Genomic DNA, 17802 nt, shown 5'->3' with positions numbered 1-17802 from the left:
GTGCATCGGTAATGGCGGCGTTGCGCGTTTCCGGTGCGGTCGATAGCGCTGAGACCGCGTTGTCGTTTACTCTTAAATATTGGTGTCTTTGGCAGTCGGACGAAACCGCTACAACGAATCGCTGGCCGGGGGGACAAGTGCTGCCGTGCAATGGCGGCAGTGCCGACGTAAGCTTTCTACCGATGATGCAGAGGCGGCGGCTGTCGCCATTGGCTCGGGCGGCTTGCGCTGTCGCATGGCACTGCCGCGAAGCCGCGGGTGAAATGCCGGCGGTGTTTTTCTCCAATCATGGCGAGAGCCAGTACTACTTCGAGATGTTGAACGCCATGGCCATGGGTGAAGCGGTTTCGCCCAGCCGTTTTAGTTTGTGCGTCCATAACGCCATTGCCGGTCTGTATAGTTTGCAAACCGGAAGCGTACTTCCCTATTTGTCCTTGGCGGGCGGAACCGAGGATTTGTTCGCGGCCTTTATTGAAGCCCGCGGCCTATTATCCGAGGTGGCGCAAGTCATGACGGTTTGTTACGAACAGCCGTTACCCAAAGCCTATCAGGCCTATTTATCGGTTCCCGAGAAAACCTGGGCATTGGCTTTGGTGTTGGCAAGGCCGGCTGAAGCCGGATTACGCTTGCGTCTTAAGCGGGAATCGGTCAGCGATGCCGGATCGGCGGCGGAAAAGAGTGATTTGCCGCAAGCGATAGTCAGCGGGCGGCGCAGCGGATGCTGCGGACTCGAACGGTCGGTTTGGCGTTGGAGTTTGGATGGTGTTTGAATGTGTTAACTACGGTTGGCGTTTGATCGGTACCGGCTTAAGTTTCTTTATGTTCGGTGCCGGCGGCGTGTTGACGTGGGGGGTGTTGTTTCCATTGTTCGAGCGGTTTCTAGGAAATGGCGTCGAAAAAAAACGGCGCGCGCGCTGGCTGATGAGTCGCATTTTTCAAAGCTATATGGCGTTCATGCGCATCATCGGTATTTTGGATTACCGCGTGATTAACGGTGAGCGGCTTTCGGCGCCGGGAAGAGTAATCGTGGCCAACCATCCTTGCTTGCTGGATATCGTATTTTTGATTTCTCAGATTCCAAACGCAACCTGCATCGTTAAACCGGCTTTGATAGACAACCCCTTCATGCGGATTCCGATTCGGGCTATGGGCTATATTTATGCCGAAGATCCGGAAAAATTGATCGGCCGATGCGCGGACGAATTGGACGAAGGCGGTTCGTTGATCATATTCCCCGAAGGCACCCGCACTACGCCGGGCAAACCATTCAAATTCCAACGCGGCGCAGCTGCGGTCGCATTACAAGCTTATGCACCGATTTTGCCGGTTGTACTTGATTGTTCGCCTACAACCTTAACCAAACACGAGAAGTGGTATCAAATCCCCGAAAAGAAGTTTACTTTAACTATGGATGTGGGCGATGATATTCAGTTAACTCCGATTTTCGATCATGCCGGCCGCTCCGTCGCGGCCCGGCAGCTAACCCGGCAATTGGAAGCATATTATTTAGAGCATCTGGCAAACCATGGAAAAACTTGAAGCCGAGCTTAAACGATTGATCATAGACATATTTGAGCTCGAAGGCATACGGCCGGAAGACATCGCTTCCGAAGCGCCTTTGTTCGGTTCGGGCCTAGGGCTTGATTCCATCGACGCGTTGGAACTTGGTCTGGCCTTGAAGAAAAAATACAATATTCATATCGATGCCCAATCGAGCGGTTTGGTCGAGCACTTTGCGTCGGTCAAAAATCTGGCCGACTTTGTGGTATCGCAACAGGACACAAAACAGCCATGAACACCCAAGAAGAAATATTTACCTCCATCAGACAGATTATGTCGGAGATGTTCGAACTGGCGCCCGAAGACATCGTGCCGGATGCCAAGTTGGGTCAGGACCTGGATATAGACAGCATCGATGCGGTGGATTTAATGGTACGCTTGCGCGAAATCACCGGCAAACGTATCAATCCGGAAGACTTTAAAAATGCCCGCACCGTGCGGGACGTGGTTGAAACGGTTCACCGGATCGGGCTTTCCTAGGTCGACATGGCTCAAAAAAGCTTCTTTAAATGGTTTCGCCTGGTATTGAACGGATTGATTGCCGGATTGACGGTTGCTTATCCGTTTCTGATTTGGCTTTCGCTGGATTATTTTCAACCCCGCACTTTGGCATTGATATTGGCCGGTTTGTTCGCGCTACGGATTTTGTCCGCCAAAGACCGGTCAACAGACCGTATTACGCGTCTGATTGTACCGATTTGCGTGTTGTTTTTGCTCGCGATCGCCTGGCTTAATCGAACCGGCGGCCTAATGATTTATCCGGTGCTGGTTAGTTTGTCGTTTTTTTTTGTGTTTTCCGTCAGCTTGGTTTATCCGCCGACAGTGGTGGAGCGGCTTGCTCGCCTGGAAGATCCGGATTTGCCGGCCCAAGGTATCGTTTATACCCGTAAAGTGACTCAGGTGTGGAGCGCGTTTTTTTTGGGCAATGCCGCCGTTTCACTGTTTACCGTTTGGTACGGTGACCGCTGGTTGTGGAGTTTATACAACGGTTGCGTGTTTTACATATTGATGGGCCTGCTGATGACGGCGGAAATGGCGGTTCGCCGCAAAGTGAAAGCAAGTTATTGAAGCGGATGGCGAATTCGGACGAGGCGGTGTTGTTGCCGGAAGTGCTGGAACACGCGATATTGGATCAAAGCGTTAACCTGGTTTTACGCATACCGGAAAATTTAGCCTATTTTGCGGGTCATTTCGATCAAATCCCGATAGTACCCGGCGTCGTGCAAATCCAGTGGGCGGTGCACTTCGCCGAGCAGTATCTGGAATTGGTCAAGGTGTTTAACCATATGGAAGCCGTTAAGTTCAAAGACCTGCTGTTGCCCGCTCAACCTTTGCAGCTAAGCTTGCGCTATAGCCCGGAGACCGGTAAATTGGAATTTCGTTACCACTCGGACTCGGTCGAATACAGTTCCGGCAGAATTTATTTCGATGACGACAGAATTTAGGCCTTGCCTGCTGATACCGGTTTATAACCACGAACAGCCGCTTCCTCGGATTGTTGAGAGTTTGGCTTCTTTCGGATTACCCTGCCTTTTGGTGGATGACGGCAGCCGGGCATCCTGCGCTAAAATCATCGAGAATTTGGCCGAACGATATTCATGGCTGCAATCGCTGCGCCATCAAACGAATCGAGGCAAAGGCGGTGCGGTGAAAACCGGCATTTTGTGGGCACGGACCCAAGGCTATTCCCACGCCGTGCAAATCGACGCCGACGGCCAACACGATTTGAACGACCTGAATAAATTTTTGGAAGCCGCACGCCAAAACCCCGGAGCGGCAGTCATAGGCCGGCCGGTATTCGACGACTCTATTCCGAAAATCCGTTTTTACGCCCGCTATCTGACGCATGTCTGGGTGTATATCAATACCCTGTCGTTCCGGATTCATGATGCGATGTGCGGTTATCGGGTTTACCCGGTATCGGTTTGCGCCGACCTGGTCCAAAATGCGCATTTGGAAGAGCGCATGGCCTTCGATGTGGAAATACTGGTGCGTTTGTATTGGGCGGGCGTGCCCATGATTTCCATTCCGACCCGCGTCGGTTATCCGCAGGACGGTATATCGCACTTCCGAGGCTTGGAAGACAATCTGCGCATCAGCTTGACCCATGCCCGTTTGTTTTTCGGTATGTTGGCACGCTTGCCGACCTTATTGATAAGGCATTTTCAATGACTGCCGAGACAACACCCGGGCACTGGGCCGCGTTAGAGGAAAGAAGCCTGGTGTGGGGCATTCGTGTTTTAGTCTGGATTTACCGAATCTTCGGACGTTGGGCGTTTCGTTTGATTTTAGGGCCGGTAGTGAGTTATTACTTTTTGACCGGCCGAGTGGCTCGTGAGGCATCGCTGGATTATTTGCACCGTTTGGCCGGATATTGCCCGGAATTGAATCTGAAAGTCGGTTGGTGGCTCAGTTACCGGCATTTTTTGAGTTTCGGCGAAACCTTGCTGGACAAAATTATTGCCTGGATGGGATGCATAGACCCGAATCAGGTCGATTTTCCGAATCGTCCGGTACTGCTGAAGCTCATAGAGCAAAAGCGCGGCGCGATGATATTGAGCGGTCACATCGGCAATCTGGAGTTATGCCAGGCCATAGCCGATATGCGCGGGCTGATACGTTTGAATATTTTGGTGCATACCCGCCATGCCGAAAAATTCAATCGTTTGTTGGGCAGGGGCGCAGAGGGCAGCGCCACGATTAAGCTGATACAGGTCACCGAATTGAACCCGGCTATGGCGGTCGAGTTGCAGGAAAAAATCGATCACGGCGAATTTTTGGTGATGGTAGGCGACCGGGTTCCGGTGCAGGGCGGCCGTACCGTCAAAGCCAAATTTCTCGGCGAAGGAGCGGATTTTCCGCAAGGACCTTATCTATTAGCCTCTATGTTGCAATGCCCGGTGTTTACGCTATTTTGTTACCCTACTCGGGGGCGCTATCAAGTCCATCTGGAGTCGTTTTCCGGGCCTTTCCGCATTCCGCGTAGCGAGCCTAGACGGACTCAGATGCTGAGTTTGATGGCGCAATGTTATGCGGTAACCTTAGAGCAGCACTGCCGGGCCGAACCTCTGCAATGGTTTAATTTTTATCCGTACTGGCCTCATTCGAATCCGGCCGTCGAGTCGTAGGAGTCAGCATGATTCGGGCGGAAGTGGATGTTGTCGTACCGTTTTTCGATATCGATGCGCTCGGCATCGTTTGGCACGGCCATTATGCCAAATACCTGGAGATTGCGCGCTGCGCGTTGCTGGATACCATCGATTACGGCTATGAGGTCATGCGCGGCACCGGCTATATCTGGCCCATCGTCGATCTGCAATTGCGATACGTGAAACCGGCAAAATTCGAACAACGTTTGAAGGTTTACGCCGAGTTGGTCGAATGGGAATACCGCATGAAGATCAAATATCGGATCAGCGACGCCGCGTCGGGCGAAATCATGGTCAAAGCCACGACGATACAGGCCGCGGTCGACAGCGGCAGCGGTGAAATGCTTTATGCGTCCCCCGACATTTTCCTGGAAAAGCTTAGGAGCGGACCGGGTGCAAGCTGACCGCAGACTGGCCTTTTTGATTCCGCCGATTATCTGGCTGGGCTGGTATTTTTTGCCGGCATCGCCGCCGTTTTGGGCGATAGCCGAGCATTGGCGCGTTTCGCTGACGATGGCGTTCGGTTCGTTCGTGGCCGGGGCGACTGCGGAGGCCGGCGGCGCGGTGGCTTTTCCTGTTTTTACCAAGATTTTGGCAATTCCGGCCTTGCACGCCAAACAGTTTTCCTTGGCCACGCAAAGCGTGGGCATGGGGGCGGCGCTGTTGACGATCTTGTTGCTGAGAATTCGGGTCGAATGGCGGGCGGTGTTTTGGGTCGTATTGGGCTCGGTGTCAACCTTGCCGCTCGGCTTCTTTTTGGCGGACCGGTTGTCGGCCAGCGCGGTACGCATGCTGTTTACCGTGGTGCAAAGCAGTTTCGCATTGGCGCTGTGGTGGCATAACCGCGATTCCGCCTGCGATCGCCATGCAACCCTGGCGCGCATCGGATACTTCGAAAAAGTTACCTTGCTGTGCTTCGGCTTGGTTGGAGGCCTGGTCAGCGGCATGTTGGGTAGCGGCCTGGAAATCATCGTGTTTTCTTTGCTGGTGTTGTGGTTCCGTTTATGCGAAAAAGCCGCGACGCCGACCGTGATCGTAATGATGGTGTTGACCTCTTGGTCGGGTTTCGCAATGATGCTCCTGAGCGGTCAATTCTTGGTGCCGGTGACTGAATATTGGTTGGCCGCCGTGCCTATCGTTGCGATGGGGGCGCCATTGGGCGTGTATGTCTGTTCGCGCATGTCCAGAATCCGGGTAGTGCAAACCTTGATTTTTTTAATTTCGATAGAATTGCTTTCTTCGTTAATCTTGATTCCATTGACGCGGGAGCTAGCGGTTGCCGCATCGATACTGTTTCTTGGTTTTTCCGGCATGTATTACCGGATGTATCGTTCGCGGCGTTATTTATAAAACTGGCAGCCGGTATGCGGTAAGTAGTGCCGTTTACCGGCTTCGTTCAGTGTCAGCACAGAGGAATTTGCAGATGTTTAGAAACAAAGTCGTCTTGGTTTTAATCGGATTGCTTACGGCCTTTTCAATGGCCGCTTGTAAAAAACAATTGAGTGGGGGAGATACGGCGCCGCTGGTAAGCATTAATCCGGCGCAGATTTACTACACCCAGTTCAGCCTTTTTCAGGAGAAAAATAATTTTCGCACGACCAATTATCGCAAGGGCATCCTGATTCCGGTCAATACCGCGGCCACCTTGGTGTCGATGAACGCCAAGGAGGCCGAGGTCAGATTGGCCGATAGCGGCCAGACATTGACCATCGAGAATGTGCCTAAACATACCGGGGACGACATGCAAACCGCTTTCGACAAGATCTTTGCGACTACCAAAATCGATTTGAATCGGTTTTCCGCCGCCGAACGCGACGCCATATCGTCGGGCCGGGCCATAGCGGGTATGAGCCGCGATGCGGTGATCACCGCTATTGGTTATCCGCCGAAAAATCAAACGCCGTCTTTGTCGATGAATGATTGGACTTATTGGAACAACCGATTCGATCGTTTTATCGTGCACTTCAAAAACGACAAGGTGGAAAGCATTGTCGAATAATGGCGCGGTTCCGGGCCGTTGCGATGTTTTGGTTATCGGCGGCGGCCCCGCCGGTTCCAGCGTAGCGGCCTTGTTGGCGAAGCAGGGCATCGATGTCGTGCTGTTGGAACGCGCGCAACACCCGCGGCCGCAAGTCGGCGAGAGTCTGATTCCGCATTTCTGGAAATATGCCGATCTGACCGGTGTTTCGGCTTTAATCGAGCAGGAAGGCTTCGTTGCCAAAGCCGGGGGCATCACGGTTTGGAACGGCAAGATTCACCGCATCGCTTTTTCGGAATTCGGCTATAACCGGCCGGCCTTGCATGTGGAACGAGACAGATTCGACCATCTGTTGCTGAATCACGCCGAAAACCAAGGTGCCCGGATATTTCAGCAGGTTGGGGTGCGCGAGGTCGATTTTCATACCGACCGTCCCGTTGTTAGTTACCAAGACCGGCGCGGCGGGAATCCGGTCGAGAGCGAACTCTCGTGCCGATTCGTGATCGACGCCAGCGGTGCGTCCGGTGTGTTGGCGGGCCAGTTCAAATCCAAACGCTTGGTCGACTCCAAGATGCGCTTTTTATCGCTGTGGGGGCATTTCGAAAATTCGCGGTACGTGGCCGCCGATGGCCGCAGCTACCCGGCCGCCGAGGCTGGCAGAATCAAGCCGATCACTTTCGTTACTTCGTTCGAAGACGGTTGGATCTGGCATATCGCCATGCGCCGGGTGGCCAGCGTCGGTTTGGTTATCAATACCGACCGGGCTCGCGGGATGGACAAAGCCGAACGCGAGCGGTTTTATCTGAATACATTGAAAAACGCGCCGTATCTGGAGCGATTATTGGAGCATGCGAGATATCGATCCGAGTCTTTCAGTCAGCGGCCGGATTATTCCTATTACTCGACTAAACTGTGCGGCGAAAATTTCTATTGCATAGGTGATGCGGCATCCTTCGTGGACCCCATCTATTCGCACGGCGTGTTGAATGCCTTTTACAACGCTTCCATCGTGGCGCTGGCGGTGGCCGAATCGTTGAAAACACCTGCTTACCGAGCCCGGCACGCGCAGTTATGCGAAAACCGCATCCGCCAGTTTTATAGTTTCTCCCGTTCGCTGGCGCTGGGCGAATTCGGCGGCGATGGCGTCGATGCCGGCTTGGTTCGCCGCTTCATGCGGCAAGTATCCTCGGTCGAGTTGGAACTAATGCTGGCGGCCTCCTTTATGTCCGAGCGCTCGGAAAACTTTCATCGAATGGCCAGCGATGCCGGCGTTGATCTTCAGCCTGCGCGGATAAAGGCGCACTTTATGGAAAGTTTGTGTGTATAGACTTTGGTAAAAATGACGGCAATTTGCAACATCAACGTTGTATATTTTCAAAATCCCCGACCGGGAAAATCGTTTTTTAGTTAAAATTTGGTTGGTTCCGGGTTTGTGAATTCTTACCGTTTTGCGCAAAGTTTGATTGGAAAGCGATGATAGGGCGCCGCGGACGATATCGTTTCGACTCTCTGCGTCATGTATCAACCGTTAGACTGTCTGTTTAACGCGCGATAGCATACGGATATTGGTTCGGGCTGTTTTAAACGCTCGCTTAATCTCAGTATATCCAACGTCCTTTGGACTTAGATCTGGATTTAGCAATCTGTTGTTGTTTCTTGTGAGCTTCAAATCTGTTATCCGGGGCAAGGCTTAGCTTGGTGTCATTTACTTGATTTCTACCGCCGTCGTCGGCGTTATCGATGCAATGCTTGATCATTCCGGTGAGCGCTTTTTGCGCGATTGCTTTGCTGGCATAAGGGCCGAATTCCCCTTCTCGGGCGACAAAAAACCATTCATTTGAGCCCGTTTTGAAATTGGATTGGCAATAGATTCTTTCTACCTTAAACACTATAAAGCCCCCATTTATCGCATATCTTTGTAATATATTGCGGTTTGAAAAAGAATAGTCTTCGGAAATCCAAAAAGCCGGATGCATCTTAGCAGATGTAGCGGATCATTGGCTGTAAACGCTTTGGTTTTATCAGTTGAATGGGGCGTTTTCCGGCCGAACCCGGAAACACATGTGAATCTTTACCAAGATATCATCCGGTCAGCATGACAACCCCACGTCAGGACGTGACAGCTTTGGCAGTCTGTATGTTTACATGTAATGATCAGTTGTTCTTGTCATGCTGTTTTGTGATCCCTATCAAAAAACTTAGACCAAAAAATCATAGTGTTATGCGTTTTTCCTGGAATCGTGCATGTCTATGTCTAGTTTTGGCATTAAAAATGCTCTAAGCGCATATCAACCATGCACGGACCAGACTATGAAGCACAGACATTTCTTACCACTCGTTACATTAATGGGGTTTGCAAGCAGTTCTCCGATGGCGGCAACTATTGACGCCACCTATGCCGGTTCAGCCGACTTCGGCGTTGGCCCGGTCGGCTACCTAACCGGCGCTATTACTCCCAACCCGAATTCGAATAACAATGCCGCTAACGTATCGATAGGCGGGAACGGTTTTTCCACGGGAAATCTAGGCTATGACTTTTCGTTAACGGGCCAATTCAATGCCTGGTGCGTGGATATTTATCATTGGATGAGTACCGGAACCACCACTTATAACGTTCAGATGGCCAGCGATCTCGCCAACGAACTGTCCAGCTTACGTCCGGGCACATCCGGCCAGATGCGGGTAGACAATATGATTAAATTAGCGAATCAAGTCTACAGTTTCGTTGATACAAAAATCGAATCCGCGGCTTTTCAATTAGCGATCTGGGAAATTGCCTATGGCACGCCGGATAGTGTTGGAAATTTTCTGATCGATACAGCGGATATCAATTTCCGAGTCAGCAGCTATACTTCGACATTATCCTTTGTCAGTTTAGCCAATAGCTGGTTAAGCAACATGGCGACCGCAGAGAATACCGGGCACTATAACCTCACATATTTGAACGACGGCACCCGAAATAAGACACAAGACGTCATCGTTTTTACCGATCTCCCTATTGTTTCACCATCTGCCTCCGTACCAGAGCCCAGCTCATTTGCGCTTCTTGGTCTTGGTTTGACGGGGCTTGTATTTGTTAGGCGCAAGAAAGGTAACGTAAAGCCTTGAGCACCGACACGGCTTAAAAGAGAAAACTCAACCTGTAGTTGTTATGCTGTCGTATTTAATCGACAGCAACCAATCGAGATCAGGCTTGATGAGGCGTTTATCGATTTCGGACGGAATGATGCCGAAAGCCGTGATACCGATCAAACTATTTCGCGATTAAATTTCAGGTTGAGTTATTGAATTTTAACATCGCAGATAGACCGGATTGTATTTCACTAAACGCCTTACACAAAAGTCTGGGACAGTAGTCAGATCGCCGCCTGATTCAAATCTGCCATACACCAATTTGACTATTTCTCGTAGTCAATTTAGCCCTGTTATACTTTGAAATCTTGGGTTAATTGCGCCAGGCGAGAGGCGTTACTCGCAAGCGCGACTTTAGCGTTGAAAGCCGTCGAGGTTTTCTTCTCAGTTTCTTCAGACATCTTTGTTCATATCTCTATTCTTAGGGGCTGTCAAAACTCGCAGGTTTTTTACTTAACCGAATATTCAGTTTTTAGAATCAGTCCTCAGTACATATTCTTTCGACCACTAATAATCCATCTATACTATATTTGATTTAGCAATATTCAAGTCGCTTAAAGCAGGTTCAAAATGCATGGAAAGAATGTCAAAGATTTAGGCTTCACGCTAGTTGAACTAATGATAACCGTTGCAATTGTGGGGATTATCGCTGCACTGGGAATTCCCAGCTTTCAGGAAATGTTAAATCAAAATCGGGCAACCAGCCTGGTAAATGAATTAGTTGTGTCGCTGAACTTGGCTCGCTCGGAAGCCATTAAAAGAGGTAAAACGGTCACGATGTGTAAATCGGCCAACATTGATGAAGTTGATCCCGATTGTTCAACGGTTACGGCTTGGAATTCGGGGTGGGTCATTTTCGTTGATCAGGATTCGGATGGCGTAATCGATGACGCTGATACGCGCCTGAAAATAGGAGGCCCTGCTAACAATAGTGCTAGTATCGATGGCGGTAGTAATTATTCAGATTATATTAGTTACTTTCCCAGTGGCATTAGCAAAGGCAACGGTAATTTATCAAATGGCACGTTGCAAATTTGCGTCGATCATGTTGAGCGGTCCATTGTCATCAGTACAACCGGGCGGCTGCGTATCGCAAAAGGGACATGCTGATGAATAAGGCTTGTAAATTAAAAGGGAGTACCTTAATTGAGGTATTGGTTACCATGGTCATCATCGCAATAGGATTACTGGGCCAGGCTAACTTGATTGCGGTCTCGCTAAAAGTCAATCATTCAGCTTTTGCTCGTACTCAAGCCACGTTGTTAGCCTATGACATTATCGAGAGGTTGCGGCTCAATCGCGCACTAGCTGTTGCCGGAAGTTTCAATTCGAACTACGCTGATGACAGTGCCAGTTATACCGGAAATGCAATTCAAGATCTTGAATTACACGACTGGAAAGCCAATGTCGAACAGGCGCTTCCTTCCGGACAAGCACAAGTAAGTGTCGATGGTAATGGCAATGTAACGATAAACATCCAATGGAGCGAAGTTGTCAAAGCCTCAAGCGATGGCACGATTACTCCGACCGTATTTGCCACACAGAGCGTGATATGAACAAATTTTCATGTCTTAAGCCGTCAAGTTCCAACATATGCCGGATGTCGGGCGTATCGTTAATCGAAATTATGATTTCGTTAACGATAGGTTTAATTATCGTTGCCGGAATTGGATATGCCTATCTGGGTAGTAAACAAAGTTTTCGCACGCAGGACGCCCTGTCACGCATGCAAGAAGGAGCGCGCATCGCCTTTGAATTTATGGCCAAGGATATTAGGATGGCGGGTTTTAGGGGATGTCCCCCGAGCGACGCAGACACGAATCTGCTGGCCGCCCCGACCATTTGGTATAAAAATCTGATAGATCAATCCTTTATTGGCCTGATAGGCCGACCCTTGATTGGATATGAGAAAACCGGCGGTGCCTGGAGTGCTTTTCCGGCAGGCGTAACCGGCGTGGTCGGCAGCGTGATCAGCGGCGATGCGCTTACCGTACTTCATGCGGATACTGGCCAAGAGTTTGTTGTCTCTTCGCATGCACCATCATCAAATCCGCCACAATTTACATTGACCGCCGACCATGACATTAAACAGGGAACAATTCTAATTGCCGCCAAACCTGATTGTTCCAGAATTGCTATTTTTCAAAATACTAAAACATGCACTATTTCCAGTGGAAGCTGCGGTCACGCAATAATCGAGCATAATGCTACGTCTCCTTGCGATTCCGGTAATTTTCGCAAGGGACTGGGCAAACAGCTTTTTTGCGACGATGCTCATAATGGCCCCGTAGACACCAGCACGCATTTGTGTGCCGACGGCACGACGTCTGAATACTTCGGAGCCTGTCCTGGCCTTGAGGCAAGTCCTGTTAACGGTGAAACGATTGCCGACACATTTGGTGCCAATTCAAGGCTTTTCCGATTAAGTGCGGCCACTTATTACATTGGACAAAACGGTTCCGGAGAACCGTCTCTTTACCGCGAAAAATTAGACGCTTCCGGCGGCGATCCAAGCACCACCGCCGAAGAATTGGTAGAAGGCGTACAAGACATGCAATTGCTTTACGGCGAGGACACCCTCGATGTCATCGATAAAGTCGACGTGTATCGCACCGCCAACAATGTTGCCGATTGGAATAGAGTGATTGCTATCCGCGTCAGTTTATTGATGGTTTCGCGTCAGGACGAACAAGGCATTACCACCGAGCCGCAACAATATTCGCTGGACATGAATGGCGACGGCGATGTGGCCGATACCGGCGAGACCGTAACGCCCAACGATCGTTTGCTGCGCAAAGTATTCACCACCACCATTGCAATCAAAAACCGGCCATGAGCGCTTTTACTGAGTTTCACAGATCCGGCGAACCGATAAAAAGTTGGAATTCGCTCAAAGGCCAACACGGCGCAACGTTGTTTACCGCACTGATTTTTTTGGTCATGTTGATGTTGCTTGGTGTGAATGCAGCGCAAATGAGCGGCATAGAAGAACGCATGGCAGGCAACAATCGCAATCGGGATTTGGCTTTTCAGGCGGCTGAAGCGGCGCTCAAGCATGTAGAGCAAAATTTGAACGCGGGCGAAAACATAAAAGATCTGGTTTTTGACGGGACTGTCGCGGGCCTGCGGACATTCAATGCCTGTCTTCCCAATACCGCTGATTATTGGAACAACTGCGATCCGGATGTTGATGCTTGTCCGCTGGATTGTAATGGGACGGAAGTAGGGTACGTTTGGTCCAATACAAGCGCACGTAAGCCCGCTCATACATTGACGTTAAATCAGGACGATAGCGTCAATGCCACGCTACAACCGATGTATGTAGTGGAAAAGGTAGGAGCAAACCAATATAGAGTCACCGCGCGAGGACTGGGTGGCGACGGCGAGAGCGTGGTCATTCTGCAAACAATGCTTGAATACACTCCTTAACCCCATAATCCGTAATTCAGCAACGTGGAAAACCCAATGCAAAATAGAGGGCAAATTGACTCGAACAAGCAACCAAAGTTTTTCCCGCAGTGTTCGATGCTGGTTACAAGCGATTGATGAGCAGTGATGAATTTGTTTCCGTTGAAACACGCTATCAACCCAATGATGAAAGTGCAGGTGCAATATGACGACCTTGGCTAATATGATCAACTTACCCCGGTGTATCTCTCTGTGCTTTGGCTTGGTTGTGGTCAGCACTCAAACTTATGCAACTCAACTCGAATTGACCGATACGCCGTTATTTTTGACCGTTACCGTCCCGCCTAACATGATATTGACGCTGGACGATTCCGGCAGTATGTCCAGGGCATTTACACCGGACTTATGCGGCAATCCCAATGGCATTTGCAGCAACAACCCGGACTCTGATCTTGATTCTCGCTACTTAAAATCGGCCTACTTCAACCCTATTTATTACGATCCAACCAAAACCTACAGACCCCCGCTTAACGCCAGCCAAGCCCCTTTGACGACTTCATACACGAGCGCTTATATCAACGGATTTGATCCTAGCCTAGGCACTGTCGATCTCAGCAGCGATTACCGACCCTCCGCTGGTTTATTTTTGCATAATGATACAGCAACACATGAATTCATGAACCATTACCCCGGTGACTTTTCGAGCGGCACAAACACGATCACCGGCACGACAACAAATACCAATCCTCCCAAATTCACTATCTCCGGCTATACCAGCATCAGCAGCGTCAAAGTCAATGGAACAAATACCAGTAATGCCGGTACTTTGTTCGGCAGTTGCACGACTTCGAATGACCCTAGCGGCGATTACAAATATAAAATACAAGTTTCGGGCTCAACGGCAACGTTATGTTTTAGAGACAGCTCGACCATGCGCAATAAATCTATAGAAATAAAAGCTAGGTCAATCGGCGCCTATTATTATCTATATGACGAGAACAATACCAACTGCAACAATACTTCAACTGACAACGATTGCTACGATCTTGTGATGGTCAGTGCTACTTCCGGTCCCGGCGGTACCGACGAGCGGCAGAACTTTGCCAATTGGTATTCCTTTTTCCGCACGCGCAATCTCATGACGGTGACCGCGACATCGCGGGCAATGGCAAATTTGCCGAATAGTTACCGCGTCGCCTGGCAATCACTGAACAGTTGCCGTGGTTCGACCAGTTCTTTGGTGACCAGCGACTGCGAGGGTTGGGAAAGCACGTCGCCCAACTTTAGCAATCGTATCGATAGATTCGCCGGCACCCACAAAGACAATTTTTTCAAGTGGCTGTTTCGGGTAAAAACCAATACGTCGACACCCCTGCGTCAGGCGATGGAGCGTGTCGGCGAATATTACAAAACCAGCGGCGAAAACAGCCCTTACGACAACGATTTCAGTACATCCAATTCAGGCGAACTATCTTGCCGAAAAAATTTCCATGTAATGATGACCGACGGCATTTGGAATGACAGTGTCAGCGGCTACGGTAATAAGGACAATACATCACTCACTCTGCCGGACGGCGTCGGCTATAGTCCGATACCGCCCTACAAAGACTCTAACTCGAATAGCTTGGCGGATATTGCTTTCAATTATTGGGCGACAGACTTAAGGACCGATTCCGGCATGGACAATGATCTGCTGCCATCCTATAAAGACCGCAGCGGCACCGACGCCGAGAACTACCAAAACCCCCGTAACGATCCAGCCACTTGGCAGCATATGGTCAATTACACGGTAGGTTTAGGTTTAAGTACTTTTTTAAGTAACGTTGGGTTAACGTGGGACGGCAGTACCTACACCGGTAGTTATCCTGATATTGCCGCTGAGACGCTAAACTGGCCTAGTGTTTCATCGAGTGGCGTAGACGGTAATACCGCCGACGTTTGGCATGCCGCTATCAATAGCCGGGGTAAGTTCTACAACGTGGAACGCCCCAGCGATTTGGAAAATGCTTTCGCCGATATTTTAATCGGCATCAGCGATAGCACCTCGGCGGCCGCCGCAACCGCCGCCAACTCGACCAGCATCCAAACCGGAACTGTGCTGTATCAAGCGCAATTCGACCCCAATGATTGGAGCGGCCACCTTTACAATTTTACCGTCAGCAGTGATGGGACGATCAGGGATATCAACGGCGATGGCAAATTGAATGCCGTTGATGCGAATTGGGATGCGGCTTCCTTGATACCCGCGGCGGGAACCCGCCGTATCGTGACTTGGAATGGAAGCGCGGGCGTTACTTTTTTTTGGGATAACTTATCGTTCTTACAACAAATGGCTTTAAAAACCAGCTCGTCCGGCGTAGTGGGTTCCGATGCAATGGGACAGGATAGGCTGGCTTGGTTGCGGGGGGATACTTCTAAGGAAGAACGGGTCAACGGCATATTTCGTAACCGGATAGATACCATTTTGGGCGATATTATCAATTCGGATCCTATCTATACCCATAACGAGGATTTCGGTTACGCAAATCTACCATCCGCCGCGACGGAACGTTCCACTTATGCGGCATTCGTCACTGGAAAAAGCAGTCGTCCTCCCATGGTTTATGAAGGCGCCAACGATGGCATGATACATGGATTTCGAGCCGACATTAGTCATGCCGACAAGGGGAAAGAGCTAATGGCCTATATCCCTGCCGCGGTGTACGGCAATTTAAGCTTTTTGACCGAACCCGAATACTCGCATAGATATTACGTCGACGGCTCGCCTAATGTTGGCGACACCTATATAAACGGCAGTTGGAAAACGCTGTTAGTGGGCGGTTTAGGTAAAGGCGGAAAAGCCGTTTTTGCTTTGGATATTTCCAGCCCCTATTCCTACGGGGGTGATACCGCCGGAGATAATGTGTTATGGGAATATTCGGGTTCTAGTGATCCCGACACCGCAAACGACGGCACAGGTGTTACCGACGCCGACGGCATGGGGTACACCTTCAGTCAGCCGCAAATTGGACGTCTGCAAAGCGGCGATTGGGTCGCTATATTCGGCAATGGTTATAACAGTGCGTCCGAACGCGCGTTTTTATATATTGTTAACCTTAGCAACGGCGGGTTGATCAGAAAAATCCCGACCAGCACCTCGGTTTCCAATGGTTTATCCACCCCTAGACTATACGACAGCGATGGGGACAAAATTATTGATTATGTCTACGCCGGCGATTTACAGGGAAATATGTGGAAATTTGACCTAACGTCCGCAAACTCATCCGAATGGGCAGTCGCAAACAGTGGCAACCCTTTATTTATTGCCCGCAATGCCAGCAATCAAATTCAGCCAATTACCGCGCAACCTACAATCGGCGACCATTCCAGCGACGGCGTACTCGTCTATTTTGGCACCGGTAGTTATTTAACGAATAATGATGTCTCCGACACCACCGTGCAGAGCTTTTACGCCATTTGGGACAACCCCTTGTCGCCCGGCACCGTAGCGCGCACTAGTTTGGTACAGCAAAGTATTATTGAGGACGGTATAAGCAAAACGCTCGATGGTTGCACCGATAACCCGGCGACCCCCGATAATGAGTGTGTCTACGACGTACGTGCTACTTCGTCCAACACCGTAGATTACTCTACCAAGCTGGGCTGGTATCTGGATTTGGTGCCGACATCGGGCGTCGCTGCTGGGGAGAGGGTCGTTTCGGGGGCGATAATCAGGTATGACCGGGTGATCTTTTTAACCGCAATCCCTTCGGACGACCCCTGCAATCCCGGTGGTACGAGCTGGCTGATGGAACTTGATGCGAGAACTGGCTCAGCAACATCAATATCTTCATTTGACTTCAACAACGACGACAAATTCGATGAGCAAGATCTGTTATCGAGTGGTCATACGGCATCGGGTGTTAAATCGAATGTCGGTATCATAAAATCAACAGTTTGGCTGGAAAAAGAAGGCACCGGAACGGCCATGAAAGAAATGTCGGGCACAAGCAGCAACATCATGTCGGTGAAAAACAAAGGCGCCGTGGTTTCCGTGGGTGAAGTCAAGCGCCGTTACTGGTTGCAAATTCAATAACAATCCATTTGGGTTAAACTAAATGTCAAAAATTCCGGGTCACAATGGTTTTACACTGATTGAACTGATGATCGCTGTCGCGATAGTAGGCATTCTGGCCTCTATCGCTGTGCCTTCTTATACGGATTACATCGACAGAGCAAACCGTTCAGATGCAAAAGCCATATTGTTGGAAAATGCGCAGTTTCTGGAACGAAATTACACGGAAAATAACCGGTATCATAAAGATTCCGCCGGAAACGATGTTGGATTACCCGTAACGGTGTCGCCAAAATCGGGCACAACTTTATACAATATTTCAGTTTCAAATTTTAGTGCATCGACTTATACCCTAACGGCAACTCCTGTATCCGGTGGCCGTATGGACGGTGACGAATGCGGAGCTTTGTCAGTCAATCAACTTGGCCAAAAAAGTGTCGCAAACGCTACTTTGGGCGCCGATACCTGTTGGGGAAAATAGATATACCTGTTGCGCTTCAAACTATTTTTATTGGCATAAC

Annotated in this window: 20 protein-coding genes; 19 read left to right on the top strand and 1 reads right to left on the bottom strand. The window is 50.0% G+C overall.

The features are described from left to right. Positions 1-11 precede the first annotated feature (11 nt). The 12 genes from ACW73I_RS11820 to ACW73I_RS11765 all read left to right on the top strand — a co-directional run bounded on the left by ACW73I_RS11820 (position 12) and on the right by ACW73I_RS11765 (position 8014). Positions 12-770 (top strand): beta-ketoacyl synthase chain length factor, encoded by a 759-nt coding sequence (locus ACW73I_RS11820; protein ID WP_458029556.1) that lies wholly within the window; start codon positions 12-14, stop codon positions 768-770. Continuing rightward, positions 760-1539 carry a lysophospholipid acyltransferase family protein gene (locus ACW73I_RS11815; RefSeq protein WP_458029555.1) on the top strand — a complete coding sequence of 260 codons (780 nt, stop codon included), beginning with the start codon at positions 760-762 and terminating at the stop codon, positions 1537-1539. Before ACW73I_RS11820 ends, ACW73I_RS11815 begins: the two co-directional genes overlap by 11 nt. After that, positions 1526-1795, top strand: a complete 270-nt coding sequence (locus ACW73I_RS11810; RefSeq protein ID WP_458029554.1) for a phosphopantetheine-binding protein — start codon at positions 1526-1528, stop codon at positions 1793-1795. Before ACW73I_RS11815 ends, ACW73I_RS11810 begins: the two co-directional genes overlap by 14 nt. After that, positions 1792-2040: an acyl carrier protein gene (locus tag ACW73I_RS11805; protein WP_458029553.1), complete on the top strand. Its 249-nt coding sequence runs from the start codon at positions 1792-1794 to the stop codon at positions 2038-2040. The genes ACW73I_RS11810 and ACW73I_RS11805 overlap by 4 nt, the downstream gene beginning before the upstream one ends. Positions 2041-2046: 6 nt before the next feature. Further along, positions 2047-2628: a hypothetical protein gene (locus ACW73I_RS11800; protein ID WP_458029552.1), complete on the top strand. Its 582-nt coding sequence runs from the start codon at positions 2047-2049 to the stop codon at positions 2626-2628. 5 nt (positions 2629-2633) lie between these two features. Continuing rightward, complete coding sequence (locus ACW73I_RS11795; RefSeq protein ID WP_458029551.1) at positions 2634-3005, top strand: ApeI family dehydratase; 372 nt, start codon at positions 2634-2636, stop codon at positions 3003-3005. Next, on the top strand, positions 2989-3732 hold the full coding sequence (locus ACW73I_RS11790; protein WP_458029550.1) for a glycosyltransferase family 2 protein: 744 nt from the start codon (positions 2989-2991) through the stop codon (positions 3730-3732). Before ACW73I_RS11795 ends, ACW73I_RS11790 begins: the two co-directional genes overlap by 17 nt. Further along, positions 3729-4688 carry an LpxL/LpxP family acyltransferase gene (locus tag ACW73I_RS11785; RefSeq protein WP_458029549.1) on the top strand — a complete coding sequence of 320 codons (960 nt, stop codon included), beginning with the start codon at positions 3729-3731 and terminating at the stop codon, positions 4686-4688. Before ACW73I_RS11790 ends, ACW73I_RS11785 begins: the two co-directional genes overlap by 4 nt. An 8-nt stretch (positions 4689-4696) precedes the next feature. Next, positions 4697-5113 (top strand): acyl-CoA thioesterase, encoded by a 417-nt coding sequence (locus ACW73I_RS11780; RefSeq protein WP_458029548.1) that lies wholly within the window; start codon positions 4697-4699, stop codon positions 5111-5113. After that, positions 5103-6059 carry a sulfite exporter TauE/SafE family protein gene (locus tag ACW73I_RS11775; protein ID WP_458029547.1) on the top strand — a complete coding sequence of 319 codons (957 nt, stop codon included), beginning with the start codon at positions 5103-5105 and terminating at the stop codon, positions 6057-6059. Before ACW73I_RS11780 ends, ACW73I_RS11775 begins: the two co-directional genes overlap by 11 nt. A 73-nt stretch (positions 6060-6132) precedes the next feature. Next, positions 6133-6708, top strand: a complete 576-nt coding sequence (locus ACW73I_RS11770) for a hypothetical protein (protein WP_458029546.1) — start codon at positions 6133-6135, stop codon at positions 6706-6708. Next, positions 6698-8014 (top strand): NAD(P)/FAD-dependent oxidoreductase, encoded by a 1317-nt coding sequence (locus tag ACW73I_RS11765; protein ID WP_458029545.1) that lies wholly within the window; start codon positions 6698-6700, stop codon positions 8012-8014. The genes ACW73I_RS11770 and ACW73I_RS11765 overlap by 11 nt, the downstream gene beginning before the upstream one ends. A gap of 271 nt (positions 8015-8285) precedes the next feature. Here ACW73I_RS11765 and ACW73I_RS11760 read toward each other — a convergent pair whose 3' ends face one another. Continuing rightward, positions 8286-8576, bottom strand: a complete 291-nt coding sequence (locus tag ACW73I_RS11760; RefSeq protein WP_458029544.1) for a hypothetical protein — start codon at positions 8574-8576, stop codon at positions 8286-8288. A 355-nt stretch (positions 8577-8931) separates the two neighbouring features. On the opposite strand from ACW73I_RS11760, the gene ACW73I_RS11755 reads away from it, so the two are divergent. From ACW73I_RS11755 to ACW73I_RS11725, 7 genes are all read left to right on the top strand, one after another. Continuing rightward, positions 8932-9795 carry a PEP-CTERM sorting domain-containing protein gene (locus ACW73I_RS11755; protein WP_458029543.1) on the top strand — a complete coding sequence of 288 codons (864 nt, stop codon included), beginning with the start codon at positions 8932-8934 and terminating at the stop codon, positions 9793-9795. 594 nt (positions 9796-10389) lie between these two features. Then, positions 10390-10929 carry a GspH/FimT family pseudopilin gene (locus ACW73I_RS11750; protein WP_458029542.1) on the top strand — a complete coding sequence of 180 codons (540 nt, stop codon included), beginning with the start codon at positions 10390-10392 and terminating at the stop codon, positions 10927-10929. Further along, complete coding sequence (gene pilV / locus ACW73I_RS11745; RefSeq protein WP_458029541.1) at positions 10923-11375, top strand: type IV pilus modification protein PilV; 453 nt, start codon at positions 10923-10925, stop codon at positions 11373-11375. The genes ACW73I_RS11750 and pilV overlap by 7 nt, the downstream gene beginning before the upstream one ends. Continuing rightward, positions 11372-12655, top strand: a complete 1284-nt coding sequence (locus ACW73I_RS11740) for a PilW family protein (RefSeq protein WP_458029540.1) — start codon at positions 11372-11374, stop codon at positions 12653-12655. Before pilV ends, ACW73I_RS11740 begins: the two co-directional genes overlap by 4 nt. After that, positions 12652-13248: a pilus assembly PilX family protein gene (locus tag ACW73I_RS11735; RefSeq protein ID WP_458029539.1), complete on the top strand. Its 597-nt coding sequence runs from the start codon at positions 12652-12654 to the stop codon at positions 13246-13248. The genes ACW73I_RS11740 and ACW73I_RS11735 overlap by 4 nt, the downstream gene beginning before the upstream one ends. A 184-nt stretch (positions 13249-13432) precedes the next feature. Beyond that, complete coding sequence (locus ACW73I_RS11730) at positions 13433-17302, top strand: pilus assembly protein (RefSeq protein WP_458029538.1); 3870 nt, start codon at positions 13433-13435, stop codon at positions 17300-17302. Between the two features lie 22 nt (positions 17303-17324). Further along, complete coding sequence (locus ACW73I_RS11725) at positions 17325-17762, top strand: type IV pilin protein (protein ID WP_458029537.1); 438 nt, start codon at positions 17325-17327, stop codon at positions 17760-17762. Positions 17763-17802 lie beyond the last annotated feature (40 nt).

It is taken from the genome of Methylomonas sp. MgM2, from assembly GCF_054172045.1.
The sequence above is the reverse complement of the archived record's forward strand: the minus strand, read 5'-3'. Positions and strand labels throughout refer to the sequence as shown.